Source organism: Venatoribacter cucullus (assembly GCF_016132445.1).
GTDB lineage: Bacteria > Pseudomonadota > Gammaproteobacteria > Pseudomonadales > Oceanobacteraceae > Venatoribacter > Venatoribacter cucullus.
Genome location: NZ_CP046056.1, coordinates 1,170,827 through 1,188,180 on the forward strand (window position 1 = coordinate 1,170,827; position 17,354 = coordinate 1,188,180).

Genomic DNA, 17,354 nt, shown 5'->3' on the forward strand with positions numbered 1-17,354 from the left:
ATACAAGGAGGTTTTCTGCATTGCTTAATACTATTTGGAATAAGCTTAGCCGTTGTTACACCGGCAACCCCCGTTATGCCGCTCGCTGGCGCAGCATAGCGCGATTGGCCGGCGTTATGCTGATGCAGATCATCAATATAAATAGCCAGGCATATTGTATGGCCGCCGGAAAGGCTTGCAGGGACCGGAAATCTTGGCACACTCTGCGGTCATAACGACGCACTGGTCAGCGCTGCGGCGCCGGCCCAATAACAACAAGGATTCCCGTCGGGAACATCGGTACGTCATGACATTACGAGGCACATTGGGGCGCAGGGGCTGGCTGGCCATACTGGCGGCTGCTGCTTGGTTGCCGTTATCCGGTTGCAGTGAGCAGGCCTGGAATAACCCGCATCCACAGGCGGAAAGCGGCCAGAATATTCTCTATTCCAACTTTGCCGAGCGGCCCAAGCATCTGGACCCGGCACGTTCTTACAGTTCGGATGAATCGCGCTTTATCGATCAGATTTACGAGCCGCCGCTGGATTATCACTACCTGAAGCGGCCCTACGAGCTGATTCCCAATACCCTGACGGCGATGCCGGATATCCGCTACAGCGATGCCAATGGCAACGAGGTGGCGGCGGATTCGCCGGCGGTGGCCTTCAGCACCTATCACTTTGCCATTAAGCCCGGCATTGTGTACCAGCCGCATCCGGCCTTTGCCCGTAATGAAAAGGGCGAGCCGGTATACCGGTTTAACAGCGCCGCTGAAGCGCAGGCATTTTCCACCATCGCTGATTTTACCCACACCGGTACGCAGGAATTGCGCGCCGAGGATTACCTGTACCAGATCCGCCGCCTGGCTGACCCCAAATTACTGGCGCCATTGCGCGGTTTGCTGAGCGAATACATCGTTGGCATGAAAGAATTTTCCGGGCAGGTAACGACCGCGCGGGAGCAGCTGGAAGCGGAACAGGGCAAAGGCGCCTGGCTGGATTTACGCACCATTCCGTTTGCCGGGCTGGAACAGCAGGGGCCGTACGAATTCAGCATCCGCTTACGCGGCAAATACCCACAATTCAAATACTGGCTGGCGTTCCATTTCTTTGCCCCCATTCCGGTGGAAGTGGATATTTTTTATCACCAACCAGGGCTGGCGCAGCGCAATATTTCCCTCGACTGGTATCCGGTGGGTACCGGCCCGTTCATGATGACGCGCAACAACCCTAACGAAGTGATTATTCTGGAACGCAATCCGAATTTCCGCGCCGATTTTTATCCGTCCGGGGGCGCAGAAGGCGATGCAGAAGCGGGTTTATTGGCCGATGCCGGTAAACCCCTGCCACTGATCGACAAAGCGGTGTACCGGCTGGAAAAAGAAGCCATTCCGCTGTGGACCAAATTTATGCAGGGCTACTACGACCGTTCCGGTATCGGCAGCGACAGCTTCGATCAGGCGGTGCGTATCAGTGCCGATGGCATTGGCCTGAGCGACGATATGACCAGCCGCGGCGTAACGCTGGAAAAAGAAGTGGTGCTGGGCACCTATTATCTGGGCTTTAACATGCTCGATCCGGTGGTGGGCGATACCGGCACGACGGCTGAACGCGCGCGCAAACGCAAGCTGCGGCAGGCCATTGCCATTGCTTACGACCAGTACGAAATGATCTCGATTTTTGCCAATGGCCGTGGCGAAGTGGCACAGGGCCCGATTCCGCCGGGAATTTTCGGTTACCAGGAAGGTGAAGCCGGTATTAACCCGTACGTATTTGATTGGGTAAACGGCAAGCCGCAGCGGAAATCACTCGATGCTGCCAAACAACTGCTGGCCGAAGCCGGCTATCCGGGTGGCCGTCACGCCCGCACCGGTGAGCCGTTGGTGCTGAATCTGGACACCACCACCGGCGGCAGCACCGCCATCCAGAATTGGATGATCCGCCAGTTCCGTAAGCTGGGTATTCAGCTGAATATCCGGGGCACTGATTACAACCGCTTTAAAGAAAAAATGTCGGCGGGTAATGCGCAGCTGTTTCAGTGGGGCTGGCTGGCGGATTATCCGGATGCCGAGAATTTCCTGTTTTTATTACACGGCCCTAACAGCCAGGTAAAAACCGGCGGCAGCGGGGTGAACTCGGCCAACTACGATAACCCGGAATACAACCGTCTGTTCGATAAAATGCAGCTGATGGAAGACTCGCCGGAGCGTCTGCAGATTATCCGTCGCATGCTGGATATTGTGCAGCGCGATACACCCTGGGCGTCCAGCTGGCATCCGCATTCTTATGTGCTGAACAACCAATGGGTGCGCAATACCAAGCCCCATGGCATCAGCAAAAGTGTGCTGAAGTATTACGCCGTTGATCCGGATTTACGCCAGCAGAAACAGCAGCAATGGAACCAGCCGGTACTGTGGCCGCTGGGTCTGGTGCTGGTGGTGATATTGATTATTGTAGTGCCCGGTGTACTGGCCTGGCGTCGCCGTCAGCAACAACGTATTGCGGCCGCGCGCCACTGAGGATTTGTGATGCTTGCTTATATTATCCGCCGCCTGCTGTATGCCGTGCCGATTCTGATCGGGGTGAACCTGTTAACCTTCGCGTTGTTTTTTATGGTGAATACCCCCGACCAGATGGCGCGGGTGCAACTGGGTGACAAGCACGTTACCGAAGAAGCCATTCAGCAATGGAAAGCGCAGCGCGGTTACGACAAACCGCTGTTTCTGAATACCACCGAGGGCAGTCAGGGCGTTCTCACCGACACCATCTTTTTTGAAAAATCCGTGCGTTTGTTTGTGTTCGATTTTGGCCGCTCGGATGAAGGGCGCATGATCGGAGCGGATATTGCCCAGCGCATGTGGCCGAGCCTGGCACTGGCCATTCCGACCTTTATCATCGGCATTGCCGTGAACATTGTGTTTGCGCTGTTTGTGGTGATGTTCCGTGCCACCGCCATTGATACCGCCGCCATGGTGCTGTGCGTGGCGTTGCTGTCGATCTCCGGCATTTTCTACATTCTGGGTGGGCAATATTTCTTTGCCAAACTCTGGCATCTGGTGCCGATTTCCGGCTATCTGGCCGGGGCCGATGCCTGGCGTTTCCTGATTCTGCCGGTGCTGATCGGCGTGATTGCCGGTATCGGTGGCGGCACCCGCTTATACCGCACGTTATTTCTGGAAGAAGCCAGTAAAGATTATGTGCGTACTGCCCGTGCCAAAGGCATTTCCGAAACGGCGGTGTTGTTCCGCCATATTCTGCCCAACGGCCTGATTCCGATTTTAACCAGCGTGGTGGTGGTGATTCCGTCGCTGTTTATGGGCAGCCTGCTGATGGAGTCTTTCTTCGGTATTCCGGGGCTGGGCAGCTATACGCTGGACGCTATTCAATCGCAGGATTTTGCCATTGTGCGCAGCATGGTGTTCCTGGGTTCGGTGCTGTACATCCTGGGTCTGATTCTGACCGACATTTCCTACACATTGGCTGATCCACGGGTGCGACTGTCATGATCGAAAACTGGCTCTCCGTTAAACCCGTTCTGCTGTGGAGCGATGTGCTGATTGCGGTACTGGTGCTGAGCATCGGCTTGTTTTTCCGCCATTTGCGCAAAAATCCGTTAGCCCGGGCGCGCTGGCGCGCGGTGTTTGAATCCCGCGCCGGTATGGCCTCCTTTGTGGTGATTTTGTTTTATGTGCTGATTGCCTTGCTGGATTCCATTCATTACCGCGAACCCTTGCCGGCGGTGGATGAACAGGAAGGCGTGCATTACAGCCAGGATGTGCGCAGCGTACTGGATTGGGTGCTGCAGGATTTACGCCGCCACGATGAAAAAACCTACTCCGAACCGCTGTCGTTGTATTCCTTCGCCAAGGAAAACATGCAAACCGACGACGGTACGGTCTACCGCGATTTTCCGCGCCTGCGTCACGGCGGCCAGCATTTAAGTGACGATGCCGATAAGGCTGCCGATATTCTGTGGCGCAGCCTGCAGTCCATTGTGCTGGGTTTGCTGGGCAGTGCGGTGCTGATTGGCCTGCATATATTCTGGCGTCGGCGTTATCCGGACAGTGGCCGCACCTTACCCTGGTGGAGTGCCTATTTAACCATCACCTTACTGCTGGTGTGCAGCAGCTGGGTGCTGGGATTGGGTGGCTATTATCATCTGGCCGGTACCGATATTGTCGGCCACGATGTGCTGTATCAGAGCATCAAAGCCATCCGTACCGGCGTGTTGATCGGTACCTTAGCCACGCTGCTGACGCTGCCGCTGGCCATTGTGCTGGGAATTTCAGCCGGCTATTTCCGTGGCTGGGTGGATGATGTGGTGCAGTATATTTACACCACCTTAAGTTCCATTCCGGGCATCCTGTTAATTGCCGCCTCGGTGCTGTTAATCGATGTGTATATCGAAACCCACCCCGAGGAATTTAATTTAACGGCGGTGCGCGCCGATTTTAAATTCCTGGCCCTGTGTTTCATTCTGGGCTTAACCAGCTGGACCGGCTTGTGCCGGTTATTACGTGCCGAAACCTTAAAGGTCAGCCAGCTTGATTACGTGCAGGCGGCGCGGGCCTTTGGTGTCAGCCAACCGCGGATTATTTTCCGCCATATTCTGCCCAATACCATGCACATTGTGCTGATTGCGCTGGTGCTGGATTTCAGTGTGTTTGTTCTGGCGGAAGCGGTGCTGTCGTACATCGGCGTGGGCGTCGACCCGTCGATGGCCAGCTGGGGCAATATGATTAACGAAGCCCGGGCCGAATTGTCGCGTGAGCCGGTGGTGTGGTGGCCGGTGTTGTCGGCCTTTGTATTTATGTTTGTGCTGGTGCTGGCGGCGAATCTGTTTTCCGATCGCGTCCGCGATGCCTTCGACCCCCGTTCGCGCTGAGGTAAATCATGACGGAATCCAACGCATTACTGCAGGTTCAGGGGTTAAGTATTGAGGTGCTGCCGGGCAAGCATTCGGCACAGGCACAGCCTCTGGTACAGAATATTTCCTTCAGTCTGAAAGCCGGTGAAATTCTGGCTCTGGTGGGCGAGAGTGGGTCGGGTAAATCCATTACCTCACTGGCACTCATGCGCCTGTTACCGGATGTCTTAGCCATTCGTGCCGGTTCGGTCACCCTGGGCGATACCGATGTCTTTGCTCTCACCGAACGGCAGATGAACGATGTGCGCGGCCGCCAGGTAGCGATGGTGTTTCAGGAGCCGCAAAGCTCGCTGAACCCGGTGCAGACCATCGGCAAACAAATCGGCGAAGTGCTGCAGTGGCATCAGGGGTTAAGCGGTACTGAACTGCGCCAGCGCGTGACCGCGCTGTTGCAGGAAGTGGGAATTCCCGATCCGGCGCAGCGCATCGACTGGTATCCGCACCAGTTATCCGGCGGCCAGAAACAGCGGGTGATGATTGCCATGGCGCTGGCCTGTGAACCGCAGTTACTGATTGCCGATGAGCCGACCACCGCGCTGGATGTGACCATTCAGAAACAGATCCTGAGCCTGCTGAACGATATCCGCCGCCGGCGCCAGCTGGCCATTCTGCTGATTACCCACGACATGGGCGTGGTCGCAGAAATGGCCGACCATGTGGCGGTGATGCGTCATGGCCAGATTATTGAACAGGAACGTGCCACCGATTTTTTCCGCGCCCCGCAGCAGGAATACAGCCGTCAGTTATTGGCCGCGTTGCCGGATACCTCGCGGTTTTTAACCGCCGCTGACGATGAGCCGTTGCTGCGTTTGCAGAATGTCAAAGTCTGGTTTGCCCAGCGTGCCGGCATTCTGCAGCGGGTAAAAGATTACACCCGCGCCGTGGATGGCATCAGTCTGGATATCCGCCGCGGTGAAACGCTGGCGCTGGTGGGTGAGAGCGGTTCGGGAAAATCCACCGCCGGTCGGGCGATTCTGGCGCTGGAACCATTGGCGGGGGGTGACATTCATTTTGCCGGCCAGCGCATTGATACCCTGAGCAGCAAAGAATTTTTGCCACTACGCAAAAAAATTCAGGTGATTTTTCAGGACCCGTTTTCGTCCATGAATCCGCGCTTCAGTGTGCGCGATATTCTTACCGAAGGTATGCAGGCGCTGGGTGTTGGTAACGATGACGCCGACCGTGAACAGCGCGCCCGCACGCTGCTGGAAAAAGTAGGGTTATTACCCGAGCATTTAGACCGTTATCCGCATGAGTTTTCCGGCGGCCAGCGCCAGCGTCTGGCCATTGCCCGGGCGTTGGCGGTGGAGCCGGAGCTGATTATCTGCGATGAGCCGACCAGCGCGCTGGATGTGTCCATTCGCGGGCAGGTACTGGCGTTGCTGCAACAACTGCAGCAGGAACTGGGGCTGGCGTATCTGTTTATCACCCACGATCTGTCCATCATTCCGCAGATCGCTCATCGCGTGGCGGTGATGAAAGACGGCCGTATTGTCGAGCAGGGGCCGGCAGCAACTATTATGACCGCTGCTGAAAATACCTACACCCGTGAGCTGCTGGCCTCGGTACCCAGGCTGCTGGATCCTGCTAATGGCTGAGCAACAGGCCTGTTTCTGCCTGCTACCCTGAGGCAAGCGAAAACAGCCGGAGGCAGGTATGCGTTACGGATTACTCTTATTGCTGACAGTTTGCACGGTTAACGTGCAGGCCACAGAAACCATGCAACTGCGTACCACCCAATCCCCGCCTTATCAGTTTCTGGTCAATGGTGAATTGTCGGGCGTATCGGTGGATATTCTGCGTTGTGTGATGGGGCGGCTGGACTGGCCTTATGATATTCACCTGCTGCCCTGGGCCAGAGCGGTGGAAGACCTGCGCCAGCAAGCCTCGGACGGTATTTTTACCGCCACTCCCGAGCCGGCACTCGACCGGCTGGCCACCATGTCTGCGCCTTTTGCGCTGGAAAAATGGCACTGGTACCACCGCAGTGAGGGCATTTTTCAGCCACAGGGCAAAACCCTGGGGGTGATACGTTCCAGCAATGCGGCCAGCTGGTTAAAACGCCAGGGCCTGAATGCCGCGGTGGAAGTAAACTCCATGCAACAGCTTATTTATTTGCTGCAGCGTGGCCGTATTGATGCCTTTCTGGGCGATGAGCTGGTGGTGCAGGAACAACTGCACAGCATGAAACTGCCCGCCACTGAATTCCGCGCCGAATTTTCCCATTACATGCCCTTGGGTATTTATTTTTCCCATGATTTTCTTGGTCGCCATCCGCAATTCCTGGCCCAGTTTAATCACCAGCTAAAACGTTGCGCCCCGGCGGCACTGCAGCTCAGTGACACAGAGCAACAGCGCATTCGTCAGCAGCTGCAGGACACATTGCAGCCGCAGCTGCCGTCCAGCCGGCTGTTGCCGGCCCTGCAAGCGGAGAACAAACGCCTGGGAGTTCTGACCGTGGCAGCCAAAATGGCGCTGGATAAACAGTGGGTCGGTGAGACACAGCTCGGCAGCGGGCCTTTGCTGGAGCGGGTAGAGCAACAGCCGATATCGGCCTGGTTGCGGGAGTTGCAGCAGCAGTCTGAAGGGCTGATCCGGGAAATTTATATTACCGGTGCTCAGGGCATCAACCTGGCCCAGAGCCTGCCAACCAGTGATATTGACCAGTCGGATGAAGAGGCCTACCAGCAGCTGGTGGTGCAGCAGCAGCCGCTGTGGATTGGCCCGATTGAATACGATGAATCGGCCCGTTCGTTTCAGATCAAAGTTGCCTGGCCGGTGCCGGAACAAGGGCCGCGGCAAGGGATGGTGGTGCTGGGGCTGGATGCAGAGCACGCGCTGCGCCGCAGCCAATAGCCCTGCCATTGCTGGGGCTTTGTGGCGGTGGTAATTCCGCCGCTGCAGCGTACAATTCCGTCGTTTATGTTGTTGGCGGATGTATGCCGAGGAGTTTCTGTCGTGTCTGATCTTTCCCGTTCTCAGGTTGAAGCCGCACTGGCGGCTTACACCGATCCTTATCTGAATACCGATCTGGTCAGCGCTGGTTGCGTGCGCGATATCCGCATTACCGGCGCGCAGGTGGCGGTGGATATTCATCTGGATTATCCGTCTGAATTTCTCAAAGGCGGCGTGGCACAACTGCTGCAGACGGCGCTGGAAAATCTGGATGGTTGCCACACGGCGACCGTTAACATCCGCTGGGCCGTGCAGCCCAATAAGCGCCAGAACAGCGTGGAAGCCATTGCCAATGTGAAAAATATTGTTGCGGTGGCATCCGGTAAAGGCGGTGTGGGTAAATCCACCACCGCCGTGAACCTGGCCATTGCACTGGCCAAAGACGGTGCCAAAGTAGGCCTGCTGGATGCCGATATTTATGGCCCCAGCCAGGGCATTATGCTGGGCGTGGCCGATGGTACCCGCCCGCAAACCATCGACAATAAATGGTTTGTGCCGATTGAAGCGCACGGCGTAAAAAGCATGTCGATGGCCTACCTGATTACCGAAAGTACGCCGATGGTGTGGCGTGGCCCGATGGTGTCCGGTGCCTTAATGCAGATTCTCACCCAGACCCAGTGGGGCGAACTGGATTACCTGATTATTGATATGCCGCCGGGCACTGGTGATATTCAGCTGACGTTAAGCCAGAAATTCCCGGTGTCTGGCGCCGTTATTGTTACCACCCCGCAGGATATTGCCCTGGCCGATGCCAAAAAAGGCGTGGAAATGTTCCGCAAGGTGCATATTCCGGTGCTGGGCATGATCGAAAATATGAGCATGCACATTTGTTCCAACTGCGGGCATGCCGAGCATATTTTCGGCGAAGACGGCGCCGAGCGTTTGGCTGAAACCTACCACACCGAAGTACTGGGCTCGCTGCCGTTATCCAAATACATCCGTGTGCAGGCCGATGCCGGTACCCCGGTGGTGGCGGCTGATGACTGCTCGGAAGTGTCGATGATGTACCGCCACGCCGCCCGCCGGCTGGCCGTGGCACTGGCCCGGCAGGCAGCGCAAAGCGACGCCATACCCACCATTGAAGTCAGTGACGAGTAACGGAGAATCTGGTGCCCGTGTCACTGGCTTGTGTCACTAATAGTCATTACATTGCTAAGTACGATCATTTACCGGCCGGTCAGGCCGGGTAAACTGCAGGTCATTCGTAAAGGGCTGCGCTAACAGACAGCCCGCTATAACAACAGATAACCGACTGGTGAGAGCAACCTGATGAGCAAGTATCCCCACATTCTGCAGCCGCTGGATTTAGGCTTCACGACCTTAAAAAACCGCGTGATGATGGGTTCTATGCACACCGGCCTGGAAGACCGTCCGTGGCATTTTGACGAGCTGGCTGAATACTTTGCCGAACGCGCCCGCGGTGGTGTGGGCCTGCTGGTAACCGGCGGTTTCTCACCCAACCGTCGTGGCGATTTACTGCCATTCGGCTCGAAAATGATCAGCCGCTGGCAGGTGCCGTTTCACCGTAAAGTGACCAATGCCGTACACGAAAACGGCTCCAAAATTCTGCTGCAGATTCTGCACGCCGGCCGTTACGGCTACACCCCGTTCAACGTGGCGCCGTCAGCCATTCAGGCTCCGATCAACCCGTTTAAGCCGAAAGAGCTGAGCTCGCGCGATATTTATAAAACCATCGACCAGTACGTGCGCGCTGGTAAGCTGGCCCAGAAAGCCGGTTACGATGGCGTGGAAATTATGGGTTCAGAAGGCTATTTCATTACCCAGATGATTAACAAACGCACCAACCAGCGGTCTGACGAATGGGGTGGTTCGTACGAAAACCGCATCCGTTTCCCGCTGGAAATTGTGCGTAAAATGCGCGCTGAAGTGGGCGAAAAATTCATCATCATGTTCCGTCTGTCTATGCTGGATCTGGTGGAAGAAGCCTCCGATATGGAAGAAGTGCTGATTCTGGCCAAAGAGCTGGAAAAAGCCGGCGTTACCTTAATTAATACCGGTATCGGCTGGCACGAAGCCCGTGTGCCGACCATCGTTACCTCCGTACCGCGCGCCGCTTTTGCTGATGTTACTGCCAAAGTCAAAGCGGCTGTTAACGTGCCGGTAGTGGCCTCAAACCGCATTAATATGCCGGATACCGCTGAAGAGATTCTGTCTGCCGGCAAAGCCGACATGGTCTCCATGGCGCGGCCGCTGCTGGCTGACCCGTACTGGGTGAAAAAAGTGGCAGAAGGTCGTGAAAACGAAATCAATACCTGCATCGCCTGTAACCAGGCTTGTCTGGATCACACCTTTGAAAACAAACGTGCGTCCTGTCTGGTTAACCCGCGTGCCTGTCACGAAACCACACTGGTGTACAAGCCGGTAACCCAGGCGAAAAAAGTGGCGGTGGTGGGTGCTGGCCCGGCGGGCTTAGCCTGTGCCGTGGTAGCGGCTGAGCGTGGCCATAACGTGACTATTTTTGAAGGTCGTGGCGAGATTGGCGGCCAGTTCAACTACGCCTCGAAAATTCCGGGCAAAGAAGAATTCAAAGAAACCATCCGTTATTTCAACGCCATGATTGCCAAGCACGGCATCGACCTGAAGCTGAACCATCGCGTATCCGCCGATGAGCTGAAAGCCGGTGGTTTTGATGAAGTGGTTATTGCCACCGGTGTCGCCCCGCGTATGCCGAATATTCCGGGTATCGACAGCCCGAAAGTGCTGTCGTATCAGGAAGTGCTGGATAAAGAACTGCAGCTGGGCAAAACCGTCGCGGTAATGGGCGCCGGTGGTATCGGTTTTGATATCAGTGAATACCTGACCCACGAAGGTGAATCCACCACGCTGAATCTGGATGCCTGGATGAAAGAGTGGGGCGTGGATATTACCAACTCCACCCGCGGCGGTTTGATGAAGCCGGAAGTGGAAGCGTCACCGCGCAAAGTCATTATGATGCAGCGTAAAGCGTCATCACTGGGCAAAGGCCTGAATAAAACCACCGGCTGGGTACACCGTGCGGTGATGAAAATGAAAGGCGTGGAACAGATCGGCGGTGTGTCGTACGACAAAATCGACGAGCAGGGCCTGCACATCACCATTACCAAAGGTGAAGACAGCAGCCAGCGCGTACTGGATGTCGATAACATCGTGATTTGTGCCGGCCAGGTATCGGTTAACGAACTGCATGAAACCCTGAAAGCTGATGAGAGCAAAACCTTTGGTCTGCATCTGGTTGGTGGGGCAGAATTTGCCGGAGAACTGGATGCCAAGCGCGCCATTAAACTGGCCAGCGAATTAGCGGCCAGCTTGTAAAAAAAGCCGGACATTCTGCAAATAATTAAGGCCGTTTCCGGACAGAAACGGCCTTTTTTATGCTCCGGCAGAAACGGCACAGAAAAACGAAAATCAATAGGCCGGCGCAAAAAAATTTTCCCGCCAGAGCCCCTGTTTTTTCCTTCAGGGCAGGCATAGTATGGCTTCGCTGTCGGGCCCCCGGCAGCTCTTTCACCCGGTAATAGTCTGTATTCTGTGAACAAACAGGAGAATTTGCTACGCCTGTCACAGGGATAGCGGTTGCTGTCTGCGGCGGGCATGGTTACAGTCTGTTACAGGGTGCAGACCCCTGTGCCTGAATACTTTTTTCTTAATTATTTTCTTGTGGAGAAAACCATGCGTATTTTTGCTATTGCTGCCCTGACCCTGTCTTCCTTATTCCTGGTTGCCTGTGGCAACAACGAACAAGCCGCTCAGGTTTCTGAGAAAGCGGAAGCCGTTGTTACTGAAACCGCTGCTGTGGTTGAAGAAGCGGCTGCTGATGCTGCTGAAGCGGTGAGCGAAGTGGCTGCTGAAGCCTCTGAAACCGCCGAAGCGGCGGTTGAATCTGCTGAAGAAGCGATTGAAGCCGCGGCTGAAGAAACTGCGGTAACCACTGCAGAATAATTGCCGTTAAATAACCAACGGGCACCGCGTTATTCGCCGTGCCCGTTGTCGTTTTTGTCTTTATCGTTGGTAATCTGCTGAACCAGATCGGTAACCGGTTGTGGCTCCGCCGGGGTATTGCGTTCTGGCAGTGGCAGATTAAAACGCACCATCAGGGCAAACCCACCTTCTTCGGTATCCAGCCATTCCACATGGCCGTGTAATAACTCGGTCAGCAGATTATAGGTCTGGTACAGCCCCAGCCCCTTGTGGCGGGCAACGGTACGGCGAGTGGTATAGAAGGGCATAAAGATGGCATCACGCTGGTCTTTATCCACGCCCTTACCGTTATCGCGATAATGCAGTTCCAGGTAATCACCGCGCTCGCGGAATTCTACAGTCACTTTCAGCTTACCGGCTTCGTGCAGCTCCTGGTTGTGAATGCAGGAGTTTTCCAACAGCTGGTCGAGCACAATCTGTAAGGCTTCCGGGTAGGTTGGCCAGTCAACCAGATAGCTGTGAACGGCGGTACGCAACTGCAGTTTTTCATCCTGTTTCTGATGTTCCTGTTGCCAGTTCTGCAACCATGGGCGCAACAGCAACAGTTCGCCGGCGTACTGATTTTCCTGCACCACGGCACTTTTCATCAGCTGGTTCAGTTCATTCAGACGCTCGGTGCCGTTATGAATAAATTCCAGCCCCTGGCGCAGATGCTGCTGTTGTTCATCCAGTGTCCAGTGCTGGTTATTATCGTTCAGGAAGGTTTCCGCCATGCGGATATTGCCCAGCGGGGTGTTCATTTCATGGGCAATGCCCATCACCAGCTGGCGCAATGACTGGGTTTTTTCTTTCTGCAGCTGAATAAGCGCCTGTTCTTTCAGATAATCCTCGGTCACATCCTGGCCCGAGCCAAACAAGGCGGCATTTTCGGCATTGCTGCCTTTGCGCATGGTCAGCGACACCATAATGCGCTCTTCGGTTACCGGTTGGGTCATGCTGACGACATAGGCCTGTACCCGGCCATTTTCTTTCAGTTTTTTCCAGAAGGCTTTGCGCTCTGCCGCATCGGTAAACAGGCTGTTAAAGCGCGGATTATCGGCATTGAAGTAACGCTGCTCGGTATAGCCCAGCATGGTGCGCCAGGCCGGATTGGTTTTACTGAAATAACCCTCGCCGTCGAGCTGGAATTTGCCGGTTAAAGAATTCTGGTACAGATCTTCATAGTCACGCAGATACTGAATGGCATCTTCCTGGCTTTGCATTAACTCCTGACGTGCTTTCAGCTGATCTTTCTGCAGCTGCATAATGCGTTCGCCCAGCGCCAGTGACAGCAGAATCACCTCCATAAAGGAACCGATCTGGTAGGCATAGAGGGTGAAAACATTGGTTGGAATCAGCCCCAGGCTGCGACTGTTGGCCAGAATCAGGCCGGTAATCAGTACCGCCCAGGCAATGGTGAAATAGCGTGCCGCAGCATGGCCGCGGGCCCAGAAGCGGATGCCCACCACCAGCGCCGAAGCCGTGAGGGTAATGCTGAGCAGATTATGAATCTGCACCATAGCCTGGTAATGCAGCAGCGGCAGCATTAACACGCTGACCAGTATCAGCGCGCTGTAGACCCGGAATAAACGGAAGGCACCGGCGCTGTGCTGTTTAAGGGCCAGAAAATTCGGCACAAACAGGCTCATAATCAGCATGTTCAGGGCAAAAAATATCGGCAGGGCAAATTCGTTAATACGCGGGACATCGGGCCAGAAGAACTGGAACGCCGAGCCTTCGTACACCATGTGAAAGAGCAGGAACGACAACACAAAACCCGAGTAATACAGATAGCTGCGTTCACGGGTAGAAAAGAAAATAAACAGGTTATACAGCCCCATCACAATCATGGTGGCGTAATAGCCGCCACGCAGCAGGTTGCTGGTAAGGAGTTTGTCCTGCAGGGTATCGGCATCCATAAGATTGGCCGGAATCTGAAAGGTGCCCTGAGTTTTTATCCGTAACAGCAGTACATAAGATTGCTGGGGTTGCAGCAGCAACGGCAGGATGGTGTTGGGATGGTCAATGGCACGGTTGCTGCTGAACGGCTGCAGATCGCCGCTTTGCTGATAGTGGCACTGGCTTATGCCAGTAACCGGCTGCGGACACAGCCAGGCTTCGGTTAAATCCAGCAGCGAGTAATGAATCCACAGTGCCCAGTCGGGCTGGCTGGTCAGGTTCTGCAGCGGCAGTTGCAGCCAGAATACCGAATTGCTGAAACCAAAGTTCAGGCTGTCGCGGTCGCTGAGCTGCCAGCCGCTGGCGGCCATGGCCGTGCTGGCATCCAGTTCTGCTGCCGGATCTTCCAGCCACAGGCTGTGCAGGCCGGTGCTGTAGTCACCGGGGTTGTTCAGGGTTAGCAGGGGTGGTGCGGCGGGCACCGCTTCCTGTTCAGCGTCTGGTTCAGCAGTAAGGCCGGACGCCAGCAGCATGGGGCTGAGCAGCAATGTCAGCAGCAGAATAAAGCAGCGGTGCAAAGTCATAAGAAAGCGTGCCGGTCAGGAAAGGTTCAGGAAAGGTTCACGAGAGGTTAATGATAGGCCATAACCACAATCAGCAGGGTCAGCCAGCCTATCAAACCGGCGACAATGGCCGCCCAGTTCAGGCCCGACAGTTGCAGATTCAGGTTAAAAAAACGGATATGGCGGTCGTGAATGGCGTTAATGCTCATATTCACCAGCGCGTTAGGCAGCAGGGTGAGCAGGGATAACAGCCAGCCCCAGGGGTTTTCGTTCACCAGCATCCAGGCCGGAATAAGACTGAAGGCCATAAACAGCACATACAGACGCACTGGCGTCCAGCGCGGTACTTCGTTTTCCAGAATGGCGCGCTGATGCACACGGCGGTACAGATCGTACTGATACAGGGGCGATAACAGCGTGCGCAGCAGCGGATTTACGGCCTCACCGCGATGCTGCAGCACTTCCCAGTTACGGTAGGTCCAGTACAGGCTGTACAGGCCGAAGGTGCAGAGCGTCAGCTCAATAAATTTTTCCGTGCCGACCTGAAAAAAGGCCGCTTTCTCCTGCAATTCCACCTGTTCCTGCATGGCTGCATCCCCGCTTAAGTGTGCCGCAGTATACTCCGGAGTGCAGGGGTGTGAAACACGCCACAACGGCCAGGGATCAAGTCTGGTCATCGGCGCAGCCTTTCAGTAATCTAGCCCGTCACTCAGACCGGCCTAAGAATAATCAATGTATGTTTTTTGAACAGGAACGAGGGCACTTCTTTCGCCCGCTGACCGGTAAATACCGTGCTCAGGTCATGGAATGCCTGCGCGAGCTGTACCAGCGTCTGTACAGCTCCAGCAGTGCCGATTATGGCCAGGCGCTGGCCCGCGACACCATGCTGGAAATCTTTCAGGAAGCGCTGGTGCGCGCCCCGGCGCTGGCCGATGGCAGCGACGAAGACGACAGCGACGACCTTACCGAAGGCCGCTTCCGTACCAGCCGTGAACACTCGGTGTGGGTGCTGAACCAGCTGCAGGAACATGGCTGGATCGAAAAGCAGGTCGACCAGGCTACCCTGCAGAGCACCTTCGCGTTTACCCGCTATGGGCGGCTGTTTACCGAGCCCTTTGTGGCCGAAAGCCGCAGCATGGCGCGTACCCGTCACCGCAATACCCGCAATACCCGCAATGCGCTGGAGTCTTTTCTGGAGCGTGGCGATATTTACGACCTGCTCGATGCCTACGAATATTCCGAGCGCATTATCAGCGATTTCACCGACGTGATTGCCGAGCTGGAAGAACGTAAGCGCGATCTGGTGCGGGAAATGGAAGATCAGCTGCTGGTGCAGCGCGCCAGTGAAGCCTTCTTTGATTTTATGGAAAACCGTTTCCAGCCGGATTTGTCCGTGCGCTTATCGGCCGACAACGTGGAAAAGCACCGCGACCAGATCAGCCAGTTAATTGCCGGCATCCGCAAACGCGATAAAACCTTTAAAGCCAATGCCGAACGGCGGCTGCGCGAACTGCTGCCGGAACTGGCGCAGGAAGGTCAGTCGGTGCTGTGGAATATTCTCGATGGTATCGACCAGCGCCTGCGCAACGCCTCCGACATTATGTTGCCGGCGCTGCGCAAAGCGCTGCAAAGCTTTACCAAACGCGCCGACATTATTATCCGCCAGATGAGCTACCTGGCCTCGCAGCAGCACAACGACGTGCTGGCGGTGTGCAAGCATCTGGCCGGCTTGCCGGAAGCGCAACAGAATGCGCTGCTGGAGCAGGCCGGTGAACGCATGGCAGTGCCGGAAATTGCGCTGGTCGACCCGGCTCAGGTACGGCTGGCACCGCCACGGCAACGTTTTATTGCCAGTGCCGCGGTGGATGAAGGCAAGGGCGATGTTGATATGGACGCCCGCCGCGATATTTATATTCAGCAGGTGCTGGACCAGGCGTTTTTAATTAACCAGCAAGCGCTGAAACAGTATTTACGCCGCCATCTGGGTGCCGGTAATAAAGTCTCCAGCCGCGATCTGCCCATTGAAAATGCGCAGGATTTCCTCGCCGTGGCCCACGCCATTGGCCTGGGGGCTGCCGATGGCTTATCCAGCGAATTTACCATCCGCATCAGTTACGACCCGGGTGAACATAACAGCGGCGCGGCGGCCGAATATTTCACCCGTAAAGACCATTTTATTTTTGAGCTGGTAGAGAAAGAGTCCTGATTATGCTGACCACCATTGACAAAGAATTAGACCAGGAAGGCCTCAGCCAACGGGATTTTTCCGAACTGCTGGTACGGTTGCTGGATTACGGCGTGATCTGCCGTGATGAAAGCCAGATTGAACAACAGCTGTATGACCGCTATTTACGTCTGGAAGAACTGGTGGGCGATTATTTATCGCTGCTGGGCATCCGCATTCAGCACGACCGCCGCTTTCAGTTTGTGCGCCTGTATCCGCCGGGTGCGCAGGTGCCGGGCATGGTGGACGACGAAACCGCTCAGGCCACACCGGCCTTCCGCAGCCGCTTAAACCAGAACGAAGTGGCATTAATTCTGGTGCTGCGCGCCCAGTACGACAAAGCCCTGCGCGAAGGGCTGGTGGACGAGCAGGGCTGCGTGATGGTGTCACTGGAAGCGCTGAGCATTGCCATGAAAAACCTGCTCAAACGTACGCTGCCGGATAACCTGACCGAACGTAAAACCCTGTTCCGCCGCCTCAAACAACTGCGGCTGGTGCAGATCAGCAACGACGACGATTTAACCAACAGCGATATGTGGCTGCGGGTACGGCCGATGATTATGAGCTATGTCTCGGATCAGGTACTGGCCGAACTGCTGGAAGAAAAAAACCCGGCGGCAGACGAGCCAGTGGTGGCTGCTGAAGAGAATACGGCCGCTGCGGAAACAGATGCGGAATCTGCGCAAGAAGAATCTGCTGAAGAACCTACGGCAGAACAACCTGCAGCCGGAATAAGCGCAGAACAACCAGCAGAACAAGAACAACCAGAAGAACAACCAGAAGATAATAACGGGGCCGCCGCAGCGGATGCCGAGCCACACAAACCGGCCAGCCTGTTCGGGGAATAACAC

The 17,354-nt window shown here is 55.6% G+C and carries 12 protein-coding genes; 10 read left to right on the forward strand and 2 right to left on the reverse strand.

All coding sequences use genetic code 11. From position 1 onward, the window contains the following. The first annotated feature begins 286 nt into the window (after window positions 1-286). The 8 genes from GJQ55_RS05645 to GJQ55_RS05680 all read left to right on the forward strand — a co-directional run bounded on the left by GJQ55_RS05645 (window position 287) and on the right by GJQ55_RS05680 (window position 11,799). Window positions 287-2,497 (forward strand): ABC transporter substrate-binding protein, encoded by a 2,211-nt coding sequence (locus GJQ55_RS05645; RefSeq protein WP_228346535.1) that lies wholly within the window; start codon window positions 287-289, stop codon window positions 2,495-2,497. A gap of 9 nt (window positions 2,498-2,506) precedes the next feature. Further along, window positions 2,507-3,484, forward strand: a complete 978-nt coding sequence (locus GJQ55_RS05650; RefSeq protein ID WP_228346536.1) for an ABC transporter permease — start codon at window positions 2,507-2,509, stop codon at window positions 3,482-3,484. Continuing rightward, window positions 3,481-4,863: an ABC transporter permease gene (locus tag GJQ55_RS05655; protein ID WP_228346537.1), complete on the forward strand. Its 1,383-nt coding sequence runs from the start codon at window positions 3,481-3,483 to the stop codon at window positions 4,861-4,863. The genes GJQ55_RS05650 and GJQ55_RS05655 overlap by 4 nt, the downstream gene beginning before the upstream one ends. Before the next feature lie 8 nt (window positions 4,864-4,871). Then, entirely contained in the window at window positions 4,872-6,503 is a 1,632-nt protein-coding gene (locus GJQ55_RS05660) for an ABC transporter ATP-binding protein (RefSeq protein ID WP_228346538.1), read from the forward strand. A 58-nt stretch (window positions 6,504-6,561) separates the two neighbouring features. Beyond that, the gene (locus GJQ55_RS05665; protein ID WP_228346541.1) at window positions 6,562-7,761 is read left to right on the forward strand and encodes a substrate-binding periplasmic protein; all 1,200 of its coding nucleotides are present in this window, start codon (window positions 6,562-6,564) and stop codon (window positions 7,759-7,761) included. A gap of 102 nt (window positions 7,762-7,863) precedes the next feature. Next, window positions 7,864-8,958: an iron-sulfur cluster carrier protein ApbC gene (gene apbC / locus GJQ55_RS05670; RefSeq protein WP_228346542.1), complete on the forward strand. Its 1,095-nt coding sequence runs from the start codon at window positions 7,864-7,866 to the stop codon at window positions 8,956-8,958. Window positions 8,959-9,129: 171 nt separating this feature from the next. Then, window positions 9,130-11,172 (forward strand): NADPH-dependent 2,4-dienoyl-CoA reductase, encoded by a 2,043-nt coding sequence (locus tag GJQ55_RS05675; protein ID WP_228346543.1) that lies wholly within the window; start codon window positions 9,130-9,132, stop codon window positions 11,170-11,172. 357 nt (window positions 11,173-11,529) lie between these two features. Next, window positions 11,530-11,799 (forward strand): hypothetical protein, encoded by a 270-nt coding sequence (locus GJQ55_RS05680; protein ID WP_228346544.1) that lies wholly within the window; start codon window positions 11,530-11,532, stop codon window positions 11,797-11,799. Between the two features lie 29 nt (window positions 11,800-11,828). Here GJQ55_RS05680 and GJQ55_RS05685 read toward each other — a convergent pair whose 3' ends face one another. Together GJQ55_RS05685 and GJQ55_RS05690 are read right to left on the reverse strand one after the other, a co-directional pair. Continuing rightward, window positions 11,829-14,300, reverse strand: coding sequence for a 7TM diverse intracellular signaling domain-containing protein (locus GJQ55_RS05685; RefSeq protein ID WP_228346545.1), 2,472 nt, complete (start codon window positions 14,298-14,300; stop codon window positions 11,829-11,831). A 47-nt stretch (window positions 14,301-14,347) separates the two neighbouring features. After that, window positions 14,348-14,956 carry a hypothetical protein gene (locus GJQ55_RS05690; RefSeq protein WP_228346546.1) on the reverse strand — a complete coding sequence of 203 codons (609 nt, stop codon included), beginning with the start codon at window positions 14,954-14,956 and terminating at the stop codon, window positions 14,348-14,350. A gap of 59 nt (window positions 14,957-15,015) precedes the next feature. Here GJQ55_RS05690 and GJQ55_RS05695 point away from each other — a divergent pair, with 59 nt between their 5' ends. After that, on the forward strand, window positions 15,016-16,485 hold the full coding sequence (locus tag GJQ55_RS05695) for a Wadjet anti-phage system protein JetA family protein (RefSeq protein ID WP_228346547.1): 1,470 nt from the start codon (window positions 15,016-15,018) through the stop codon (window positions 16,483-16,485). A 2-nt stretch (window positions 16,486-16,487) separates the two neighbouring features. Then, window positions 16,488-17,351, forward strand: coding sequence for a DUF4194 domain-containing protein (locus GJQ55_RS05700; protein ID WP_228346548.1), 864 nt, complete (start codon window positions 16,488-16,490; stop codon window positions 17,349-17,351). Window positions 17,352-17,354 lie beyond the last annotated feature (3 nt).

Coding starts and splice junctions, on each gene's coding strand:
- GJQ55_RS05645 (WP_228346535.1), top strand. CDS start 287: ATGACATTACGAGGCACATTGGGGCGCAGGGGCTGGCTGGCCATACTG.
- GJQ55_RS05650 (WP_228346536.1), top strand. CDS start 2,507: ATGCTTGCTTATATTATCCGCCGCCTGCTGTATGCCGTGCCGATTCTG.
- GJQ55_RS05655 (WP_228346537.1), top strand. CDS start 3,481: ATGATCGAAAACTGGCTCTCCGTTAAACCCGTTCTGCTGTGGAGCGAT.
- GJQ55_RS05660 (WP_228346538.1), top strand. CDS start 4,872: ATGACGGAATCCAACGCATTACTGCAGGTTCAGGGGTTAAGTATTGAG.
- GJQ55_RS05665 (WP_228346541.1), top strand. CDS start 6,562: ATGCGTTACGGATTACTCTTATTGCTGACAGTTTGCACGGTTAACGTG.
- GJQ55_RS05675 (WP_228346543.1), top strand. CDS start 9,130: ATGAGCAAGTATCCCCACATTCTGCAGCCGCTGGATTTAGGCTTCACG.
- GJQ55_RS05680 (WP_228346544.1), top strand. CDS start 11,530: ATGCGTATTTTTGCTATTGCTGCCCTGACCCTGTCTTCCTTATTCCTG.
- GJQ55_RS05685 (WP_228346545.1), bottom strand. CDS start 14,300: ATGACTTTGCACCGCTGCTTTATTCTGCTGCTGACATTGCTGCTCAGC.
- GJQ55_RS05690 (WP_228346546.1), bottom strand. CDS start 14,956: ATGACCAGACTTGATCCCTGGCCGTTGTGGCGTGTTTCACACCCCTGC.
- GJQ55_RS05695 (WP_228346547.1), top strand. CDS start 15,016: ATGTTTTTTGAACAGGAACGAGGGCACTTCTTTCGCCCGCTGACCGGT.
- GJQ55_RS05700 (WP_228346548.1), top strand. CDS start 16,488: ATGCTGACCACCATTGACAAAGAATTAGACCAGGAAGGCCTCAGCCAA.